The sequence below is a fragment of the Ruegeria sp. CDSA020 genome, from assembly GCF_059612345.1.
In genome coordinates this window covers 120494-138833 of sequence record NZ_JBXWQK010000003.1, presented here as the reverse complement: position 1 = coordinate 138833, position 18340 = coordinate 120494, and the positions used below count along the sequence as shown (strand labels likewise).

Below are 18340 nucleotides of genomic sequence, written 5' to 3'. Positions count from 1 at the left end.
CCTTTCGCAGGCGGAATTACGGGTGGTGGCGCGGATCATTTGTATTCTCTCCACGTCCAGCCAGGGCGCTTGGCGGTGATCGCCTCGCGAATTTCTTTGGGCGGCTCAAACACCTGGGCAGAGTAGGTGCCGAAAACTTCGAGCGTTTGCGTGCAGCGCGCCGCGTGGAACCACTTGCCGCATCCGTTCGCATGACGCCAGCGTTCGAAATGAACGCCTTTAGGGTTTTCACGCATGAACAGGTAATCGTGGAAGTCACCATCCGACGAGCCCGGACCGAAACGCTTCAGATGCGCCTCGCCACCGGCGGCCAGTTCGGTTTCTTCGGCATCGACGCCGCAGTAGGGGCAATTTAGGATCAGCATATGTTCATCCTCTCGGCAGCAGGCGAGACCATGCTGCATGCGAAATCTGAGTAACGGGCGCGCGAGATTTTTCGCCGAAAAATCTGCATCAGTGCGCCACCCCGGCCGCGACGCTTTCGTCGATGAAGCGGCCTTCTTTGAAACGATCCAACGAGAACGCCTCGGTCAGCGGTGAATGACCCGTGGCCATCAGCTGTGCCATGCCCCAGCCGGACCCCGGAATGGCCTTGAAGCCACCGGTGCCCCAGCCACCGTTGATGAAACAGTTCCCCAGGGGTGTTTTTGACAGGATGGGCGAGCGATCGCCGGTCATATCCACGATCCCGCCCCATTGCCGCAGCATTTTCAGGCGTGAGATCATCGGGAAGGTCTCGACCAGCGCGCGCACAGTTTCTTCGATATGGTGGAAGCTGCCGCGTTGGGTGTAGTTGTTGAACCCGTCGGTGCCGCCACCGATCACCATCTCTCCCTTGTCGGATTGCGACATGTAGCCATGCACCGTGTTGGCCATCACGACCACGTCCATGCAGGGTTTGATCGGCTCAGACACCAGCGCCTGCAGAGCAATCGCCTCAAGCGGCAGACGGAAGCCCGCCATTTCGGCCAGTTGACCGGAATGGCCCGCAACCACGATGCCCAGCTTGTCACAGTCGATCGCACCTTTGGTGGTGTCGACACCGACAACACGACCATCCTGTGACCGAACCCCGGTCACTTCGCATTGCTGGATGATATCCATGCCCATGGCGGAACAAGCGCGCGCATAGCCCCAAGCCACCGCATCGTGACGGGCGGTGCCACCGCGTTCCTGCCACAGCGCACCCAGAACCGGATAGCGCGGGCCTTCGAGATTGATGATTGGCACCAGTTCCTTGACCCGTTCAGGTGTGATCCATTCAGTCTTTACACCCTGCAGCGCATTCGCATGAGCCGTGCGCTGATAGCCGCGGATTTCATGCTGGGTCTGCGCCAGCATCATCACGCCGCGCGGGCTGAACATGACGTTATAATTCAGGTCCTGGCTCAGATCCTCATAAAGGCTACGCGCCTTTTCATAGATCGCGGCAGACGGATCCTGCAGATAGTTCGAGCGGATGATGGTTGTGTTCCGGCCGGTATTACCACCGCCCAGCCAGCCTTTTTCGATCACAGCGACATTCTGGATGCCATAGTTCTTACCCAGGTAATAGGCGGTTGCCAGACCATGGCCACCCGCCCCCACAATGATGGCGTCATAGCGTTTCTTGGGCTCGGGCGAACGCCAGGCGCGTTCCCATCCGGTATGATAGCGCAGCGCTTCGCGCGCCACAGCAAAGGCTGAATAGTGTTTCATAAGCGAATCCATCCGGTTCGGTGATTGGCGCAGGTATGCCGTGTAACCGCCTTTGGCCCCTGCCGTGCAACGCCATAATATCGCACTATTGCGACATCGCCCTTATTTTTGCGACATGAAGCCCCCTCGCGGCCATTTGTCCCTTTTTTCCGCCCCGCCACAGGTCTAAGTCAGGACAGCCATCTTGGAGTTATCATGACCTTCTGGGCCCTCATCATAACCACCGCTGTTCTGATAGCGGTTTTTCTTGGGATTTCGATACTGCGTAGGCGAGATACGCGCGAACCATCCACAGCGTATGACTTGCAGGTCTATCGTGAACAGTTGGCCAGCGTAGATCGAGACCTGGCCCGTGGTGTCATCGCTGACGCAGATGCCGAGCGAGTTCGCACGGAAATTTCACGCCGCATTCTTGCGGCTGATGCGCAGATGCAATCTTTGTCTGAACCGCAAGGGCCGTCCAAATGGATCTCGGTTGTGGCATCCGTATTTGTCGCGGCCATCCTAGTTGGCGGAGGATCCTGGATGTATCTGAAGCTTGGTGCAGCCGGGCTCCCCGATCAGCCCCTGTCATTGCGGCTAGAAATGGCCGATGCCCTGCGCACGGAGCGCCCCAGTCAGGCCGAGGCAGAGGCCGCCACGCCACCCGCACCACTGCCACAGCTTGACGAAAGCTATGCCTCTCTTCTCGGGCAACTACGCGAAACCGTTTCCGGTCGTCCTGATGACCTACAAGGACATATCCTTCTTGCCCAGCACGAGGCGAACGCAGGTAACTTCCATGCCGCCTACAAAGCGCAGCAACGTGTAATCGAACTGTCCGGGAATACTGCACCCGCAGATGCCTATTCGCATCTTGCCGAGATGATGATCCTTGCTACCAACGGATATATCTCGCCCGAAGCTGAAGACGCATTGAAACAGTCATTGCAGCGTGATCCACGCCATGGTCCGGCCTTGTATTACCTGGGACAGATGATGGTACAGGTCGGACGACCTGATATCGGTTACAGGATCTGGGTGGAAGCACTTGGAAGCGCGCCGACAAATGCCCCCTGGGCAACGGCCATTCGCGCACAGATGGACGATCTGGCCTTTCGTGCGGGTGTGTTCAATGCCGCCCCTATACCAGCAGGGAACCCAGGCCCCGGTGAGGATGACATCGAGGCCGCTGCATCTCTGACCGCACAAGAGCGACAAGAGATGATCCTTGGCATGGTCGAGCAACTGTCAGACAGGCTTGCAACCGAAGGCGGCTCCCCCGAAGAATGGGCCCGACTGATCGGTGCCCTTGGGGTGGTTGGCGACATCGACCGGGCCACCGCGATCTACGCCGAAGCCCAATCCGTATTCTCGGACAATGACAACGCACTGGCTATCCTTGGTGCGGCAGCAGCTCAGGCTGGGGTGACCCAATGATCCATGACATTTTTGAGGAATTTGCAGGCGCGCTTGCGCCTATGAGCGCGTTGATCGGTCTCGATCTGGGAGAAAAGACTATCGGGGTTGCAGTCTCGGACCGGATGCGCGGTGTTGCAAGCCCGCTGGAGACCGTAAGGCGCAAGAAATTCACTCTGGATTCTGCCCGTCTGCTGGAAATCATCGCCGACCGTGAGATCGGGGGCATCCTACTGGGTCTGCCGAAAAACATGGATGGCAGCGAAGGGCCGCGCTGCCAGTCCACCCGTGCCTTTGCCCGAAACCTGTCCCGTTTGACCGAAGTTCCGATCGGGTTCTGGGACGAACGGCTCAGCACGGTTGCGGCAGAAAAGGCACTGCTTGAGGCGGATACGACACGAAAGCGTCGCGGACAGGTTATCGACCACGTCGCGGCAGGCTATATTCTGCAAGGCGCGCTGGACAGAATGCGCTTTCTTTAAGGATCGGAAAACGCTGATGTCGAACATGGTTTGGAAAAGGAACGAGGTCGAAAGCCCGTGCATCCAGATCTGCGTTGTGCACCCGACCGAGCGTATTTGTACCGGTTGCTACCGCACGATCGACGAAATCTCTCGCTGGTCGAAAATGGACAGCTCTGAGCGCGCCGATATCATGGCAGACCTACCGTCTCGCAAACCGCTGCTTGCCAAACGGCGCGGCGGCCGGGCGGGGCGGCTCAACAAGGCCTGAGATTTCCACAAAAGGATGTGATTGCTGAATCTGCACCGCTGCGGGCTGGTCTGAACTACGAGGGGGTCAAGTTCGTTGACAGCTGGTGAGTGAGTGGCAACCCACAGCGGCGCGTTTCAACAATCGATCCTCTGCAGTGGCTCGGCAGAGGAGTTCGATCTGTGTACGTCTTTTTTGACCAATCGATCAAGAAAAATCCTCGCTGATATTTCTGTGCCCTGACGTAAATGTCACAGCAGGCTCAAGCCGCTGCGTTTCTACCCAGACGCAAGCCATGTTTTGGCGTTCTGAATTTCCTCGGCGGGAAAGAACTGAGTTCGTGTGCCGAGGATGTGGCTGGCCACCCGTTGGGCCAGATGTTGCCAGGCTTTGTCGCCAACAACCGCTGCCCGATCCAGATTACCAATATGCCCCCGGGCCAGCCGAAAATGCGAGGCAAGCGCCGTAAGGCCTTGCCATCCGTCAAACTTGGACAGATCAATCAGCAGGCGAAACCCCTGTTTCTCCTGCAAAATGTAGTCCAGATCGGTTTCGGCCTTTTTGAATTCGCCAGGGTCGAGTTTTCCCATCAGGCTGACCTGCACGCAGGGGCCGCCCAGATCCATAACGTGAATAGAGCCCAGAGATTCGCGCAACCATCGGCGCGCTTCTTCAATATTCGCGTGATCGAATACCTGCACAGGGCAAGGGAAAAGCGGAGCCGCAAGCCGGATACTGGTCTGAACCCAACCCTGATCCGCCACCACTCCAATTCGGTCAAAGCCGCGCCAGTGGCTGAGGCCCAATTTTGTATCCGACCAAACCGCATTCAGATCGTACCCTTTGAACTCTGGCTGCACGATCGCCAACAACCGCACCGTATCGTGTTCGGCCAGTGCGGCCTCAATCGCCGGGATCAATGTTGTGGAATAGTCCGTACCTGTCACTTCGCCGGAAAGCTCGATTTCAATCAATGCTCCGTCAGAGTTTTTGTGGACAGCAATCATCAAAAAATCCTCCAAATCTGTATAATGACAGAACGTTAGGAGGATTTGATCCATTCGGCCACACCGCCAGCGCATTCAGGCCGAAAATAGGCGATCATCCGGCCATCCGACCCAGCCTCAGCCCCGCTGCCCCATGGCGCTACCCCGTGCAGGCAGTGGCGGTGCAGCAGATAGGCCTCGCCCGGACGTGCGGGCAATACGATGCGACGGCAAGTATCAAAGACCTCACGACGGGCAGCCTGATAAACATCTGTTATGTCCACCTGATCCAGAGTTTCCGGGCGCTTGTCTTCAAGTGCATCCGCAAATGCAGCCTGCATGATCTTGTGGCTACCTTCCCAAAGAACCATCGGGGACGCATTCTCGCTGGCATCAGTCAATGGAATGCCCAGAATCCACGCATGCGGTTCCTCGACCCTGCGGCGCCTATCCGGGCCGGACGGGCGTAAACCATCCACATGGGCCGCATCCCGCTTTGCTCGATACTGGGCAGCAGCCTCGCCCTCTCCGCGTCGGGGCAACGGGTAGCCGGGGTAAATGACCGAGACCTGGGCTTTGTGCAATGGCAACGACCCATAACGCGACACTATGAAATCCATGACGGCCCCGGTCAGAACCGGGGACCCCTGGACCCTGCCCTCGGTGTCGTTGTTCAGCGCGTCGACCCCAATGAACCAGGTCCCTTCACAGTCCAGCCAATGCGCGAATTCCGGATCCGCCGCAGCAGCGCGTGCTGCGGGCAGCGCATAAGATACCCAGTCCAGAATAGCCCGGTCGTGGGGAAATTTCACCCAGCCCTTTTCCTCGAAAGAACTCAAAAACCCAACGCCTTGCGTAACATATTCAGGGCGACCAGAGTCAGGAAGACCGCGAATATCCGCTTGAGCGGCTTTGGATCCATCGCATGGGCCAACTTTACGCCCCAAGGCGCAGTGATCATGGTCATGGCGACCACAATCCCAAAGGCAATCAGATTGACGGCGCCGATGGTAAAGGGCGGGCGGTGTTCAGGGGCAATTTCGAGAAACAGGAACCCCATGACCGAGGGCACAGCGATGATCACGCCAAACCCGGCAGCCGTGGCCACAGCCCGGTGAATTGGCGTGTTGAACAAGCTCATTAGCGGTACGCCAAAGCTGCCGCCGCCGATACCCATCAGAACGGATAGGAAGCCGACCGAGGGCGACAGGAGAGCGCGTTTCAGGCCCTTGGGCATGGCGTCTCCAAGCCGCCATTCGGATTTACCCAGACCAAGATAGGCGCCAATCACCATACCCAATACACCGAACAGGGCTTGCAATGCCTCGGTCCGAAGAGCGGATGCCACCATCACGCCCAACACCGCACCGATGGCGATGCCCGGACCCCAACTGCGCAGGATATCCCAATCAACGGCACCCTTTTTGTTATGTGCCAGAACCGACCGCAGTGAGGTTACGATAATCGTTGCCAGTGAGGTGGCGAGGCACAGCTGCATCAACTGCGGACCGCCATACCCAAGGGTCTGAAACGCATAGAAAAAAGCAGGGACCAGCACGATGCCTCCGCCGACACCCAACAGACCCGCCAAAACGCCCGCCAGCGCTCCGATCACCAGCAGAAGAACCAGCATCTGAGCAAGCAACATTACTTCGGGCATCATTCCCCCCAACCGACCTTTTGCCGTATTGCCACCATTCAGGCCTCGGTCAGAGGCGCGACATGATCCAGTGCCTGCAACATAACCTCGGGGCCCGCCCCGTCATGCACTGCACCTTCAGACAGGGTCCGCCGCCAAGCCCGCGCACCCGGCCGCCCTGCGAACAGGCCCAGCATATGTCGCGTAATCTGGTGCAAGCGCCCCCCGCCAGCAAGATGGCATTCGATATAAGGCACCATTTTCCGGACAACAGCAAACGGGTCGGCGGCCTGACCGACCCCAAAAATCACAGGATCCGCTGTGGACAGAACATCTGACGGCTGATGATACGCAGCCCGCCCGATCATGACACCATCCAACCCTGCGTCCAGATGCCCGCGCGCCTGTTCCAGATCAGCAATGCCACCATTTATCGAGATGTGCATATCCGGGAATTCCGCCTTCATCCGATGCACGAGATCATAATCCAGGGGTGGAATATCCCGGTTTTCTTTGGGGCTGAGCCCTTGCAGCCAGGCTTTGCGCGCGTGGATCGTGACCCGTGTGCATCCCGCTTGCCTGATCTGGCTCAGAAACTCAGGCAAAATGTCTTCGGGCTGTTGGTCGTCGACTCCAATGCGGCATTTGACCGTGACATCTACGTCCACGGCTTCGCGCATTGCGGCAACACAATCCGCAACGCGGTCAGGGGATTTCATCAGCACCGCACCAAAAGTGCCAGATTGTACTCGATCAGACGGGCAGCCACAATTCAGATTGATCTCATCATAACCAGCATCCGCCCCCAACCGGGCCGCTTGTGCCAATTCCTGAGGGTCCGACCCGCCCAGTTGCAGGGCCACGGGATGCTCCTGCGGGTTGTGGTCCAGCAAATGCAGCGCGCCACCCCGAACTAACGCAGGCGCTGTGACCATTTCAGTGTACAGCAGCGCCTCGGTGCTCAGCAACCGATGCAGATAGCGACAATGCCTGTCCGTCCAATCCATCATAGGGGCGACGCTCAGGCGTGCGGCTTGTCTTACCTTGTCATTCAATGCTGAGCCCTCGTCGCACCCGGTATCCAATCAGACGGATCGAAACCGCAAATTCCTGCCCCTCGAATCGGGCAGCCTGGGGTTTAGCATATTCGAAAGGGGTCGTCCCTGTGCCTGCCAACCGCGTCACCGATTGTCGACACCGTACCGGCAAATCATCATTTCGACGCTGCGCTGAATGGTATCAGACATTTCTTCCTGACTAAGTACGGACCCGCAAAAAACCATAGGCCAGAATGCCCTGCTCTTGATCAATCCGATGAATTCACGGCCTGCGACCTCAGGGTTGTCGATGCGCAGCTGACCATCTTCCGCTGCTTCTTTCAGCATGACTGAGAAAATAGCGGTTTTGTCCAGCTTACCCTGCGCGGCGACCGCAAGGTCGGGATTGCGCAAGGTTTCGCTGATCACCATACGCGACATCGCCATCACCTCGGGTGACATCAGAATGCGACCCTCGGCCCAAGCCAAATCTGTCAGTTGCGCGCGGATATCTCTGCCCTTTTCATATCTGATATCCTGAACCTCAGAGAAGCGGTTCGACAGCTCAACCACGATCGAGCGGAACAGGTTTTCCTTACTTTCGAAATACTTGTACAGTGTGCGCTTGGAGACCTCGGCCCGTGCCGAGATGCGATCCATACTGGCCGCCGAGAACCCCTTTTCCTGGAATTCAGCTACGGCAGCCTCGATGATCTGGGCATGCTTTGATGCTTTCGGTGCGCTGAGGTCATTCATGCTCCAAAGCTATAGACCCTTTGATATGAGCCGGTCAAACGCTAGGTAAACTCTCGGGTTTACAACGCCCTGCCCCCTGCCTAAGGTAAACCCGCGAGTTTACCGATTCAGGTAGCCAGCCCAACAGGAGATCCCCCCAATGGCTTTGACATTGAAACTGAACGGCCAGACCCACACGGTTGAGGCCGAGCCCGGCACGCCCCTGCTGTGGGTAATCCGGGACGAACTGAAGATGACAGGAACCAAATTCGGCTGCGGTGTCGCCTCGTGCGGGGCCTGTACCGTGCATCTGGACGGAGAGCCGGTGCGCTCGTGCCAGACATATATCGAGGATGTCGAAGGTGCCGAAATCACCACGATCGAAGCGGTGGGCGAAAATGATATCGGCGCTGCTGTCCAGCAGGCTTGGGTCGAGCTGGACGTGGTTCAATGCGGCTATTGCCAGTCGGGTCAGGTGATGTCGGCGGTCGGATTGCTGTCCGAGAATCCAAAGCCCAGCGTTGAAGAAATCGACGATTACATGTCCGGCAACGCCTGTCGCTGTGCCACCTATCAACGCATCCGCGCCGGTATCCAGCGCGCATCCGAAATTCTGGAGGCCTGATCCATGACCATCAACACCTCTCGCCGTAGTTTTCTGAAAGGCGCTGCTGCTACCGGTGCCGTCTTGCTGATTGGCGCCCGCCCCGATGGCGTTCTGGCTGCGGCCTCGTCCGAGATGACGCAGCTCAACCCATTTGTGAAGATTGACGCGGACGGCACTGTGACTGCCATCGTCAAACACTTCGAAAAGGGTCAGGGGCCGGCGACCGGCCTGCCGACGCTTATCGCCGAGGAAATCGGCGTCACAATGGACCAGATAGACTACGAATTCGCGCCGTCGAACCCCCAAGTCTATAACAACCTGCTGTTCGGCCCGTTCCAGGGCACCGGCGGCTCGACCGCGATGGCGAATTCCTGGCTGCAATACCGTCAGGCTGGCGCTGCCGCCCGCGAGATGCTGATCAATGCCGCCGCCCAAAGCTGGGGTGTGGATGCGTCCGGCATCACCATTGAGGAGGGCATCGTCAAAGCAGGCGACAAATCCGCCCCGATTGCCGATTTTGTGGCGGCCGCTTCACAGATGGAAGCGCCGAACGAGCCACGCCTGAAAGACCCCTCGGAATTCCGCCTGATCGGGAACGAGGCCGTGCGTCGCACGGACTCGGCCATCAAGGGTAACGGGCAAGCCATGTATGCCATGGATGTCCACCTGCCCAACCAGATGGTTGCGATGATCAAACGTCCGGAGTCGCGCGGTGGCGTTGTCATCAGCTTTGACGACAGCGCCTCGAAAGAGATCAAAGGATATATCAGCGCCGCCGCACTGCCCAATCAGGCCGGTGTCGCGGTCTATGCCGAAGATACATGGGCGGCGATTCAGGCGCGTGACGCGCTTGAGGTCGAATGGGACATGTCTGGCGCTGAAACGCGCGACTCGGATCAGATCAAGGCCGAGATCATGGACGCGCTGAATGCCCAGCCGACCTATAACGTGAACAAGGCAGATGTTGCCACGGTTTCGGCGGCGATCGACGCGGCGGATACGGTCGTAGAAAAAACTTTTTACTACCCGCTTCTCGCCCATGCTCCGATGGAGCCACTGAACTGCACAATCGAACAGACAGCAGAGGGTGACATCGTTCTGCATGATGGCGCTCAGATGCCAACCGGCCCGCACATGGCGTATCGGCAAATCTTTCAGCTGCCACCCGAGAAAATCCACATCAGAACGATGCTGGCCGGCGGGTCTTTCGGGCGTCGCGCAACACCGGATGCGGACTATCAGGTTGAGGCCGCGTTGGCCTTTGTTGTCACCGACCGCTCGCGCCCGGTCAAACTGGTCTGGACGCGGGAAGACGACATTCGCAGCGGGTATTACCGCCCGGCCTTCGGCCACAAAGTTCGTGTCGGGTTGAATGCGGAGGGGAATATCGTCGGATGGCAGCATCAGGTCGCTGGGCAATCGATCATGAAGGGCACCCCGTTCGAAGCGGTTGCAGTGCATGACGGCGTCGACCACAGCTCGATCGAGGGCATCGCAGACAGCCCCTATGATATTCCGGGGATGGCGCTTGGACTGACCGACACACCCAAGGCCACGTCAGTTCTATGGTGGCGGTCGGTAGGACATACCCACACTGCCTATACGATGGAAACAATGATGGATTTGGCCGCCACCGCCGCGGGCCGTGACCCGGTTGAGTTCCGTCTCGCACATCTGGCGGATGCGGGTAATGCAGACCAACAGCGCAAGGCCTCAGTTCTGAAACTTGCGGCCGAGAAAGCAGATTGGGGCAACGTCCCTGCCGGTCGCGCGCAAGGTATTGCGGTGCACAAATCCTTTGGTTCTTATGTGGCTGAGGTGGTCGAAATCTCGGGCGATCCGGATGACGGCATCAAGATCGAAAAGGTTACCTGTGCTGTCGATTGCGGTATCGCGGTGAACCCCGACGTGGTGCGTGCCCAGATGGAAGGTGGGATTGGCTATGGCATCGGGCATGTGATGCGCGATCAGATCACACTGACCGGCGGTTCCGTGGATCAATACAACTTCCCGGATTACGAGCCCCTTCGGATCGGCGATATAGCAACAATCGACGTCCACATCCTGCCCTCGGCCGAGGCCCCTACGGGCGTGGGCGAACCCGGCACGCCTCCCTCGGCCCCCGCGCTCGCGAACGCAATCAAGGCAATGTCCGGGACCTTGATTGCCGATCTGCCGATGGCCGAGAACGGCATAAGCTTTGCATAAGGTCCCGACCCCGCGCCGAAAAAATACGGCGCGGGGATAATTTGATCAAATTTCGTGACAAGGCGCTTTGTGTCGATTAAACCTCGGGGTACCAGAGTGATGGAGACGCCGATGGACCTGAACGCCCTACACAGTTTTCGCGTAGCGGCCTGCGACCTTAACGGTCAGCTGCGCGGCAAACGCGTGCCTCCTTCTTATGCTGACAAGCTGAGTAAAGGTGTGGTGCGGATGCCCTTTTCGGCATTGAATGTTGATCTGTGGGGCGCGGATATCGAGGATAGTCCGCTTGTGTTTGAATCAGGCGACGCGGACGGCATATTACTGCCAACCGAGCGTGGCCCCGTCCCTGTTCCTTGGCTTGAAACCGAAACAGCGCTGGTATTGATGTCCCTGTATGACGATCAGGGCGCGCCCTTTGCCGGCGACCCTCGCCATGCTCTGACCTCGGTGCTGCAACGCTATGCCGAGCGTGGCTGGTCTGTTGTTGCGGCGACCGAGCTGGAATTCACGCTATTGGACTCATCAGGTGCACGACCGGTGCCTCCGATCAATCCTTTGACGGGGCGACGGCTGGTCGACGAGGCAGTCCTGTCCATGGCGGAAATGGATGCGTTCGACGCCTTTTTCACAGACCTCTATGACGGATGCGAGGCAATGAGCATCCCGGCTCAAACCGCCATTTCCGAAAGCGGGATTGGCCAGTTTGAAATCAACCTGAACCATCAGGACGCCATGCGCTGCGCAGATGATACGTTGCTTTTCAAGGTGTTGACTCGTGGCCTTGCACGCAAACATGGGTTTACCGCAACTTTCATGGCCAAACCCTATGCCCAGGATGCGGGCAATGGGATGCATGTCCATTTTTCGGTCGTCGACCAGGATGGGCAAAATATCTTTGACAATGGCGGGCCTGAAGGCACTGATCATTTGCGCTCGGCCATAGCCGGATGTCTGTCTGCAATGCCTGGTTCAACTCTGATTTTTGCACCGCACGGGAACTCCTACACCCGGCTTGTCCCCGGCGCCCATGCCCCAACTGAGGCATGCTGGGCTTATGAAAATCGCACTGCCGCGCTGCGCGTTCCCGGCGGCGCGCCCTCTGCCCGCAGGATCGAACATCGCGTTGCTGGTGGTGACATCAATCCCTACCTCATGCTGAGCGCCGTGCTCGGTGCGGCGCTGAACGGCATCGAGGACGGAACTGAACCGCCAGCTCCGATCACGGGCAACGCATATGAGATCGACGGCCTGCCGCAACTCGCTGGCGACTGGGCTTCAGCCATCACCGCCCTTGAAACCGATCCGCAAGTTGCGCGCATCTTTCCCGCCCCGCTGATCAGCAATCTTGCCATGACAAAGCGACAAGAGATCCTGCGCTTTGACGAACGCCCACCCGAGGAGCATTGGCTAAGTTATCTCGAGGCGGTTTGAGCCCCCTTGCCCGCTTCGTTCTGCTCAGCTAGAATAAATTTGATCAAATTTGGTGACCCATGAAAATCGGTATCCTTGTAACCGGCCACCCCCCTGACGAATTGCACGATCAGTTCGGTGAGTATGACGGCATGTTTCGCGCGCTGCTGGATGGCAACGGCTTTGAGTTTGTGACCTATGCGGTTGTCGACGATCACTTTCCGCAAAGTTTTGACGATGCTGATGGATGGATCATCACCGGCTCGCGCTATGGCGCCTATGAGGACCATGCCTGGATTCGCAAGCTCGAAGCGCTGATCCGCGACATCCATCAAAGCGGCAAACCACTGATCGGCATATGCTTTGGTCATCAAGTCATTGCGCAAGCCCTTGGCGGGAAAGTTGAAAAGTTCAAACAGGGCTGGGCCGTGGGGCGGACGGACTACGATTTGGACGGACAGACCGTCACTTTGAATGCCTGGCATCAGGACCAGGTGGTAGAGCTGCCCGCCGGTGCACAAGTAACCGGTTCGAACGCCTTTTGCCAGAATGCCATGCTGGCCTATGGCGACACGATCTGGACCGTTCAGGCCCACCCGGAGTATGGCGACAGCTTCATCGAAAGGCTGATGGACACTCGCGGCAAAGGTGTCGTTCCAGACAATCTGATGCAGGCCGCCGCCGACCGCCTGCCCACCCGCGACGACAGTCCGAAGATCGGACAGTTCATGGCAGAGTTTTTGAAGAAAGAGAGGGCCTGATGGCCGATTGGACAGAACAACTGCCACAGGCAGCCCGTACCTATTTTGAAGGTCACCGATTGGATGAGGTCGAGTGCATCATCTCTGACCTGCCCGGCATCGCGCGCGGGAAAGCGGTTCCGGCCACCAAATTTGCACGCCAGTCCTACTTCCATCTACCCGATAGTATCTTTTACCAGACTATCACCGGGGACTGGGGCGAAGCCGCCGGAGAGGACGGCTTCATTGAACGGGACATGATCCTTAAGCCTGACTTTTCGACTGCTTCCGCTGCTCCTTGGACGGGTGACTGGACGCTGCAGGTGATCCACGACGCCTATGACCGGGACGGAGAGCCGATCCCGTTCAGCCCACGCAACGTGTTGAAGCGCGTCGTAAAAATGTATCACGACAAAGGCTGGAAACCGATTGTCGCGCCAGAGATGGAGTTCTTTCTGGTCGCCCCCAATGTCGACCCCGCGCAGGGGATCAAACCGATGATGGGCCGTTCGGGTCGTCCGGCGGCCGCGCGGCAGGCCTATTCGATGACAGCGGTGGATGAATTCGGCCCGGTGATCGACGACATCTATGACTTTGCCGAACATCAGGGATTCGAGATTGACGGCATCACCCAGGAAGGCGGCGCCGGACAGCTTGAAATCAACCTGCGCCATGGTGATCCGGTCAAGTTGGCAGATGAAGTGTTCTATTTCAAACGCCTGATCCGCGAAGCCGCGTTGCGACACAACTGCTTTGCGACCTTCATGGCGAAACCGATTGCGGATGAGCCCGGATCGGCCATGCACATCCACCACTCGATCACCGAGATCGAAACCGGACAGAATATCTTTTCCGGACCTCAGGGCGGCGAAACGGATGCATTCTATAACTTCATTGCAGGGCTGCAAAACCACTTGCCTGCAGGCCTGGCAGTCATGGCACCTTATGTGAACTCGTACCGCCGCTATGTGAAAGACCATGCCGCGCCGATCAATCTGGAATGGGCTCGTGACAACCGCACGACCGGCATCCGTGTTCCCCTGTCCGGCCCCGAGGCGCGGCGCGTTGAAAATCGTATCGCAGGCATGGATTGCAACCCTTATCTGGGCATCGCCTTGTCGCTTGCCTGCGGCTATCTCGGCCTGACCCAGCAGGAACGCCCGCGCCGTCAGTTTTATGGCGACGCCTACGAAGGTGACGGTGATATCCCGCAGGTCATGGGCAATGCGCTGGACCTGTTCGACGAGGCCACCGCCCTGCACGAAGTGCTGGGTCCGGAATTTGCCCGCGTCTATGGCATTGTCAAACGTGCCGAGTATGAAGAATTTCTACAGGTCATCTCTCCGTGGGAGCGTGAGCACCTGCTCATGAACGTTTAAGCCGCGATGAATCTCCTCTATTCCAACGACCGCAAGGCCGAGTATCCGGCCAGCTGGTATGCCGCGACGGCCAACACGCTCGACCGTTTTCCAGCGCTTGCTGGGGATACCAAAGCTGATGTCTGTGTGGTCGGTGGCGGCTATACTGGCCTGTCCGCCGCGCTGCATCTGGCCGAGGCCGGGTTCGACGTCGTGCTGCTTGAGGCGCATCGCGTTGGTTTCGGAGCGTCAGGCCGCAATGGCGGGCAGCTGGGCAGCGCCCAGCGGATGGATCAGGAAGACCTTGAACGCCTGGTCGGCGATGACGATGCCGCCAAGCTGTGGGATCTGGCCGAAGATGCCAAGGATCTGGTCAAATCGCTGATCGAAAAGCACAAAATCGACTGTGATCTGAAACCGGGCGTGGCGGTTCTGGGCCTCAGCGCCGGGGATCAGAAAGACCTCCACGATCACGCCGCGCATCTGTCGGCGCGATATGGCTATGACCATATGGAGCTGCTGGACGAAGGCGCGGCGCATGGCTTGTGCCCATCCCCAACCTATCGCGGAGGTTATCTGGACATGGGGGCGGCCCATCTGCACCCGCTGAACTTTGCCTTGGGGCTGGCTGATGCCGCAGCCAAGGCCGGCGTGCGCATCTTTGAGGGTACCGAAGTCACCGGGATCGACGAGACCGATCCGGCCATCGTGCAAACCCCACAGGGAAAGGTGACGGCCAACCACGTCATATTGGCCTGCAACGGGTATCTCGGCGATCTGAACGGCAAGGTGGCGTCGCGCGTCATGCCGATCAACAATTTCATCGCCGCGACCGAGCCTTTGGGCACCGATGCCGCCCGCGTCCTGACCCGGGATGTCGCCGTCGCCGACACCAAGTTTGTGGTGAACTATTTTCGCCTCAGCGCCGACAACCGCCTGCTATTCGGCGGCGGGGAAAGCTATGGCTACCGTTTCCCGACAGATATCGCCTCCATGGTGCGCAAACCGATGATCGAGATTTTCCCGCATCTGCGCGATGTGAAGATCGACTATGCGTGGGGCGGTACTCTGGGCATCACCATGCGGCGAATGCCCTACCTGACACGGGTTGCCCCGAATATCCTGTCAGCCTCTGGCTATTCGGGTCACGGTGTTGGCACAGCTACACATGCCGGGCAACTGATGGCGATGGCCATTCAGGGCCAAGCCGAAGGGTTCGACACCATGTCCCGCGTACCCGCCTTGCCCTTTCCAGGCGGCGCAGCCCTACGCAGCCCGTTGCTAGTGCTGGCGATGACATGGTTTTCCCTGCGGGACCGGCTGGGATTCTGATTTCGAGATTGTCAGAGAAACTCACTTAAACTCTCTCAGGATACGAAAGCCCGTCAATTTTGACCGCCAATCAATGCCCGCCCCACCGCGACTTGCAGCGCGCGAAAAATCCATAGCAAATGGATAAGAACCGCCTTTTACAACCCGCCTGTGACAATCGACTGATCTTGCCATCTCTAAGTGCTGGCTGGAAGTCGACCAACCCGGGTGCGTCGCTGTCCAGCAGGACATCGTTTTTTCCCCGACATTCCCCGACATATGCCGAAGACCCCAAGCATTGGAGGCATCAAGTTCATCAACGCGAACTGGGTAACCGCGCCACACTAAATCCTGCCGCTTTTCACCAATCATCTCTTCTGTCGGTTTGGCATGGAAATTGGCCTGATCCGTCGTAACTTCCTCTCCTTGCGCAAAAGGAGTCTGCGTTCCGGCACGGGCGGCATATTCCCATTCGGCTTCCGTTGGTAAGCGGTAAGCATCTATCCCGAGTTTTTTGTTCAGCCAATCCGTGTAAGCCAAAGCATCCAAATAAGACACATCATTCACTGGATGATTGCCCGTAAGTTCTATGCGCTCAAAACTATCGCCGATTACAAAATCTTCCGGCACATATTTGCTACATCCCCCATCTTCAACGCAGGCCATCCACTCATCACGGGTAACCTCGTTACGCCCCATGGCAAAGGACAGATCTATCCTGACGCTATGAACCGGACCTTCACGATGCGCGATATACGGCTCTTCCGGTGTCGCGGGTCGGCGCCCTTTTTCATCCCAATGAAAGTTTCGTTTCGATTCTCCCGGCGGTCCACCCATCATGAACTCACCCAAAGGCAAGACAATCATCTCAGGGCAAACATCGCATTCCTGAAACATCTCAAGCGGCGCAACTTCAGTGCCATCCGACAGAAGATAGTCTGCGTGAACCGCCGAAGCGAAAGTTGAAAGCGCGCCCCAGAGGGCCAAACGAATGATAGTCAATGCAGTGATCCAACCCATCATACGAGAGCAACGTCAAAGAAGATCCATTGCCACCTTACTTCCCCCAAAGTTGCAAGTTCAAAAGAATTTCCCGCTACGCGGGGTAAGCCAACCTGTGTCTCTCTGACTACGACAGAACAGTGAAATTTCGCCACCCTGAAGATTAAGGGCTTGGATTGACACTTCATTAGCTTTATCTTTCCCAAAGATAGAATTCAGGAATGCCAAATATGACGCTGCCTCCGAACGTCCATGACGCCGAACCCATCCCAGCGGTCGCCCGCGACGCCATTGATGCCCTGATGCAGTCAGGCGACCTGTTCCGCTACACTGCGCCGCAGGACGCTCCGGTTGCGCTGCTCGAGTCGGAATTCGCGGAACTGCTGGGCACGAAATACGCGCTGGCTGTATCGTCCTGCTCGGCAGCACTGTTCCTGTCGCTCAAGGCGCTGGGTTTGCCGCGGGACGCGCGGGTGCTGATACCGGGCTTTACCTTTGCGGCGGTGCCCTCATCGGTCATACATGCGGATTGCATCCCCGTATTGTGTGAGGTGGGTGACAATTATCGCATCGACATGGATGACTTTGCCGCCAAACTGGATAACGTGCAGGCCGTGATCATTAGCCATATGCGCGGACATACTTCGGATATGGACGCGATCATGACTCTGTGCAGCGCGCGCGACATTCCGGTGATCGAGGACGCAGCCCATTCGCTGGGGACAACTTGGCATGGCCGCAATATTGGGACGATTGGCAAGATAGGCTGTTTCTCGTTTCAGTCCTACAAGATGATCAATGCGGGCGAAGGTGGCATTCTGATAACCGACGACGCTGATCTGGTGGCGCGTGCCGTGATCATGTCCGGCGCCTACGAACATAACTGGAAGAAACACAAAGGTCCGCGTGGCGACAACTCATCGGAACTCGAAGAGGCCTTTGGCCGCTGGCAGAACCAGTTGCCGCTGTATAACCTGCGGATGAGCAACCTGAGCGCTGCAGTAATCCGTCCCCAGATGCCTGAATTGGCACGCCGTGTCCGCGATGGGTTGCAAAACCACGACTATGTGGCAGAGCGCCTGAACTCATCGCCCTATATCAACGTGCCTGCCCCGCTGGTGCCAGAGCGCCGGGCGCCGGACTCGATCCAGTTCAATCTGGTTGACCTAAGCGATGATGATATCCGCGCCTTTGCCGCAGCATCCGAAGCACGCGGGGTGAAAGTTCAGGTATTCGGCCTGAGTGAAGACAACGCCCGTGCCTTTTGGAACTGGCAATTCCTGCCGGAACAGATCGAACTGCCACAAACGCGAAACATGCTGATGAAAGCTTGCGACGTGCGCCTGCCTGTACGCCTGACACGCGCGGAACTGGATGTGATCGCTGATATTCTGTTGGCTTCAGTAGGGGAAACTACCGCCCCGAAAATCGCATTTGGAACCTGAACAAGTTGAATTCAAACGAAAAGGCCCGCCAGCGGCGGGCCTATTTCATTGTGTG

General features: G+C 57.9%; 18 protein-coding genes. 10 read left to right on the top strand and 8 right to left on the bottom strand.

The window, feature by feature from the left end:
• Positions 1-35: 35 nt before the first annotated feature.
• On the bottom strand, positions 36-365 hold the full coding sequence (locus AC2FJW_RS06120; protein WP_142633040.1) for a sarcosine oxidase subunit delta: 330 nt from the start codon (positions 363-365) through the stop codon (positions 36-38).
• An 88-nt stretch (positions 366-453) separates the two neighbouring features.
• Complete coding sequence (locus AC2FJW_RS06115; protein WP_271947765.1) at positions 454-1698, bottom strand: sarcosine oxidase subunit beta family protein; 1245 nt, start codon at positions 1696-1698, stop codon at positions 454-456.
• A 195-nt stretch (positions 1699-1893) separates the two neighbouring features.
• Here AC2FJW_RS06115 and ccmI point away from each other — a divergent pair, with 195 nt between their 5' ends.
• Genes ccmI through AC2FJW_RS06100 form a run of 3 tightly spaced genes read left to right on the top strand, consistent with a single transcriptional unit; the run spans position 1894 to position 3828 of the window.
• Positions 1894-3117, top strand: a complete 1224-nt coding sequence (gene ccmI, locus AC2FJW_RS06110) for a c-type cytochrome biogenesis protein CcmI (protein WP_496749504.1) — start codon at positions 1894-1896, stop codon at positions 3115-3117.
• Positions 3114-3578, top strand: coding sequence for a Holliday junction resolvase RuvX (gene ruvX, locus AC2FJW_RS06105; RefSeq protein WP_142633033.1), 465 nt, complete (start codon positions 3114-3116; stop codon positions 3576-3578). The genes ccmI and ruvX overlap by 4 nt, the downstream gene beginning before the upstream one ends.
• 16 nt (positions 3579-3594) lie before the next feature.
• Entirely contained in the window at positions 3595-3828 is a 234-nt protein-coding gene (locus tag AC2FJW_RS06100; protein WP_142633031.1) for a DUF1289 domain-containing protein, read from the top strand.
• A gap of 257 nt (positions 3829-4085) precedes the next feature.
• On the opposite strand, the gene AC2FJW_RS06095 is transcribed toward AC2FJW_RS06100, so the two are convergent.
• The 5 genes from AC2FJW_RS06095 to AC2FJW_RS06075 all read right to left on the bottom strand — a co-directional run bounded on the left by AC2FJW_RS06095 (position 4086) and on the right by AC2FJW_RS06075 (position 8225).
• A complete protein-coding gene (locus tag AC2FJW_RS06095) occupies positions 4086-4814 on the bottom strand; it encodes a SpoIIAA family protein (RefSeq protein ID WP_496700567.1) in 729 nt (242 codons plus the stop codon).
• 35 nt (positions 4815-4849) lie between these two features.
• On the bottom strand, positions 4850-5605 hold the full coding sequence (locus AC2FJW_RS06090; protein WP_496749503.1) for a hypothetical protein: 756 nt from the start codon (positions 5603-5605) through the stop codon (positions 4850-4852).
• 23 nt (positions 5606-5628) lie between these two features.
• Positions 5629-6453 carry a sulfite exporter TauE/SafE family protein gene (locus AC2FJW_RS06085; protein WP_281971883.1) on the bottom strand — a complete coding sequence of 275 codons (825 nt, stop codon included), beginning with the start codon at positions 6451-6453 and terminating at the stop codon, positions 5629-5631.
• Positions 6454-6491: 38 nt separating this feature from the next.
• A complete protein-coding gene (gene dusA / locus AC2FJW_RS06080; RefSeq protein ID WP_496749502.1) occupies positions 6492-7487 on the bottom strand; it encodes a tRNA dihydrouridine(20/20a) synthase DusA in 996 nt (331 codons plus the stop codon).
• A 126-nt stretch (positions 7488-7613) separates the two neighbouring features.
• The gene (locus AC2FJW_RS06075; RefSeq protein WP_496749501.1) at positions 7614-8225 is read right to left on the bottom strand and encodes a TetR/AcrR family transcriptional regulator; all 612 of its coding nucleotides are present in this window, start codon (positions 8223-8225) and stop codon (positions 7614-7616) included.
• A gap of 139 nt (positions 8226-8364) precedes the next feature.
• Between AC2FJW_RS06075 and AC2FJW_RS06070 the strand changes: the two genes are divergently transcribed.
• The 6 genes from AC2FJW_RS06070 (at position 8365) to AC2FJW_RS06045 (ending at position 15859) form a co-directional block, all read left to right on the top strand.
• Positions 8365-8829 (top strand): (2Fe-2S)-binding protein, encoded by a 465-nt coding sequence (locus AC2FJW_RS06070; protein WP_142633020.1) that lies wholly within the window; start codon positions 8365-8367, stop codon positions 8827-8829.
• A gap of 3 nt (positions 8830-8832) precedes the next feature.
• Positions 8833-11019 (top strand): molybdopterin cofactor-binding domain-containing protein, encoded by a 2187-nt coding sequence (locus AC2FJW_RS06065; protein ID WP_496749500.1) that lies wholly within the window; start codon positions 8833-8835, stop codon positions 11017-11019.
• Between the two features lie 111 nt (positions 11020-11130).
• Positions 11131-12450, top strand: coding sequence for a glutamine synthetase family protein (locus AC2FJW_RS06060; protein ID WP_496749499.1), 1320 nt, complete (start codon positions 11131-11133; stop codon positions 12448-12450).
• A gap of 59 nt (positions 12451-12509) precedes the next feature.
• Positions 12510-13190 carry a type 1 glutamine amidotransferase gene (locus AC2FJW_RS06055; protein ID WP_496749498.1) on the top strand — a complete coding sequence of 227 codons (681 nt, stop codon included), beginning with the start codon at positions 12510-12512 and terminating at the stop codon, positions 13188-13190.
• Positions 13190-14548: a glutamine synthetase family protein gene (locus AC2FJW_RS06050; RefSeq protein WP_496688525.1), complete on the top strand. Its 1359-nt coding sequence runs from the start codon at positions 13190-13192 to the stop codon at positions 14546-14548. Before AC2FJW_RS06055 ends, AC2FJW_RS06050 begins: the two co-directional genes overlap by 1 nt.
• Positions 14549-14554: 6 nt before the next feature.
• Complete coding sequence (locus tag AC2FJW_RS06045; protein ID WP_496749497.1) at positions 14555-15859, top strand: NAD(P)/FAD-dependent oxidoreductase; 1305 nt, start codon at positions 14555-14557, stop codon at positions 15857-15859.
• A gap of 21 nt (positions 15860-15880) precedes the next feature.
• Here AC2FJW_RS06045 and AC2FJW_RS06040 read toward each other — a convergent pair whose 3' ends face one another.
• A complete protein-coding gene (locus tag AC2FJW_RS06040; protein ID WP_496749496.1) occupies positions 15881-16858 on the bottom strand; it encodes a formylglycine-generating enzyme family protein in 978 nt (325 codons plus the stop codon).
• 212 nt (positions 16859-17070) lie between these two features.
• Here AC2FJW_RS06040 and AC2FJW_RS06035 point away from each other — a divergent pair, with 212 nt between their 5' ends.
• Complete coding sequence (locus tag AC2FJW_RS06035) at positions 17071-18285, top strand: DegT/DnrJ/EryC1/StrS family aminotransferase (protein ID WP_496749495.1); 1215 nt, start codon at positions 17071-17073, stop codon at positions 18283-18285.
• Positions 18286-18340: the final 55 nt, after the last annotated feature.

Coding starts and splice junctions, on each gene's coding strand:
- AC2FJW_RS06120 (WP_142633040.1), bottom strand. CDS start 365: ATGCTGATCCTAAATTGCCCCTACTGCGGCGTCGATGCCGAAGAAACC.
- AC2FJW_RS06115 (WP_271947765.1), bottom strand. CDS start 1,698: ATGAAACACTATTCAGCCTTTGCTGTGGCGCGCGAAGCGCTGCGCTAT.
- ccmI (WP_496749504.1), top strand. CDS start 1,894: ATGACCTTCTGGGCCCTCATCATAACCACCGCTGTTCTGATAGCGGTT.
- ruvX (WP_142633033.1), top strand. CDS start 3,114: ATGATCCATGACATTTTTGAGGAATTTGCAGGCGCGCTTGCGCCTATG.
- AC2FJW_RS06100 (WP_142633031.1), top strand. CDS start 3,595: ATGTCGAACATGGTTTGGAAAAGGAACGAGGTCGAAAGCCCGTGCATC.
- AC2FJW_RS06095 (WP_496700567.1), bottom strand. CDS start 4,814: ATGATTGCTGTCCACAAAAACTCTGACGGAGCATTGATTGAAATCGAG.
- AC2FJW_RS06085 (WP_281971883.1), bottom strand. CDS start 6,453: ATGCCCGAAGTAATGTTGCTTGCTCAGATGCTGGTTCTTCTGCTGGTG.
- AC2FJW_RS06075 (WP_496749501.1), bottom strand. CDS start 8,225: ATGAATGACCTCAGCGCACCGAAAGCATCAAAGCATGCCCAGATCATC.
- AC2FJW_RS06070 (WP_142633020.1), top strand. CDS start 8,365: ATGGCTTTGACATTGAAACTGAACGGCCAGACCCACACGGTTGAGGCC.
- AC2FJW_RS06065 (WP_496749500.1), top strand. CDS start 8,833: ATGACCATCAACACCTCTCGCCGTAGTTTTCTGAAAGGCGCTGCTGCT.
- AC2FJW_RS06060 (WP_496749499.1), top strand. CDS start 11,131: ATGGACCTGAACGCCCTACACAGTTTTCGCGTAGCGGCCTGCGACCTT.
- AC2FJW_RS06055 (WP_496749498.1), top strand. CDS start 12,510: ATGAAAATCGGTATCCTTGTAACCGGCCACCCCCCTGACGAATTGCAC.
- AC2FJW_RS06050 (WP_496688525.1), top strand. CDS start 13,190: ATGGCCGATTGGACAGAACAACTGCCACAGGCAGCCCGTACCTATTTT.
- AC2FJW_RS06045 (WP_496749497.1), top strand. CDS start 14,555: ATGAATCTCCTCTATTCCAACGACCGCAAGGCCGAGTATCCGGCCAGC.
- AC2FJW_RS06040 (WP_496749496.1), bottom strand. CDS start 16,858: ATGGGTTGGATCACTGCATTGACTATCATTCGTTTGGCCCTCTGGGGC.
- AC2FJW_RS06035 (WP_496749495.1), top strand. CDS start 17,071: ATGACGCTGCCTCCGAACGTCCATGACGCCGAACCCATCCCAGCGGTC.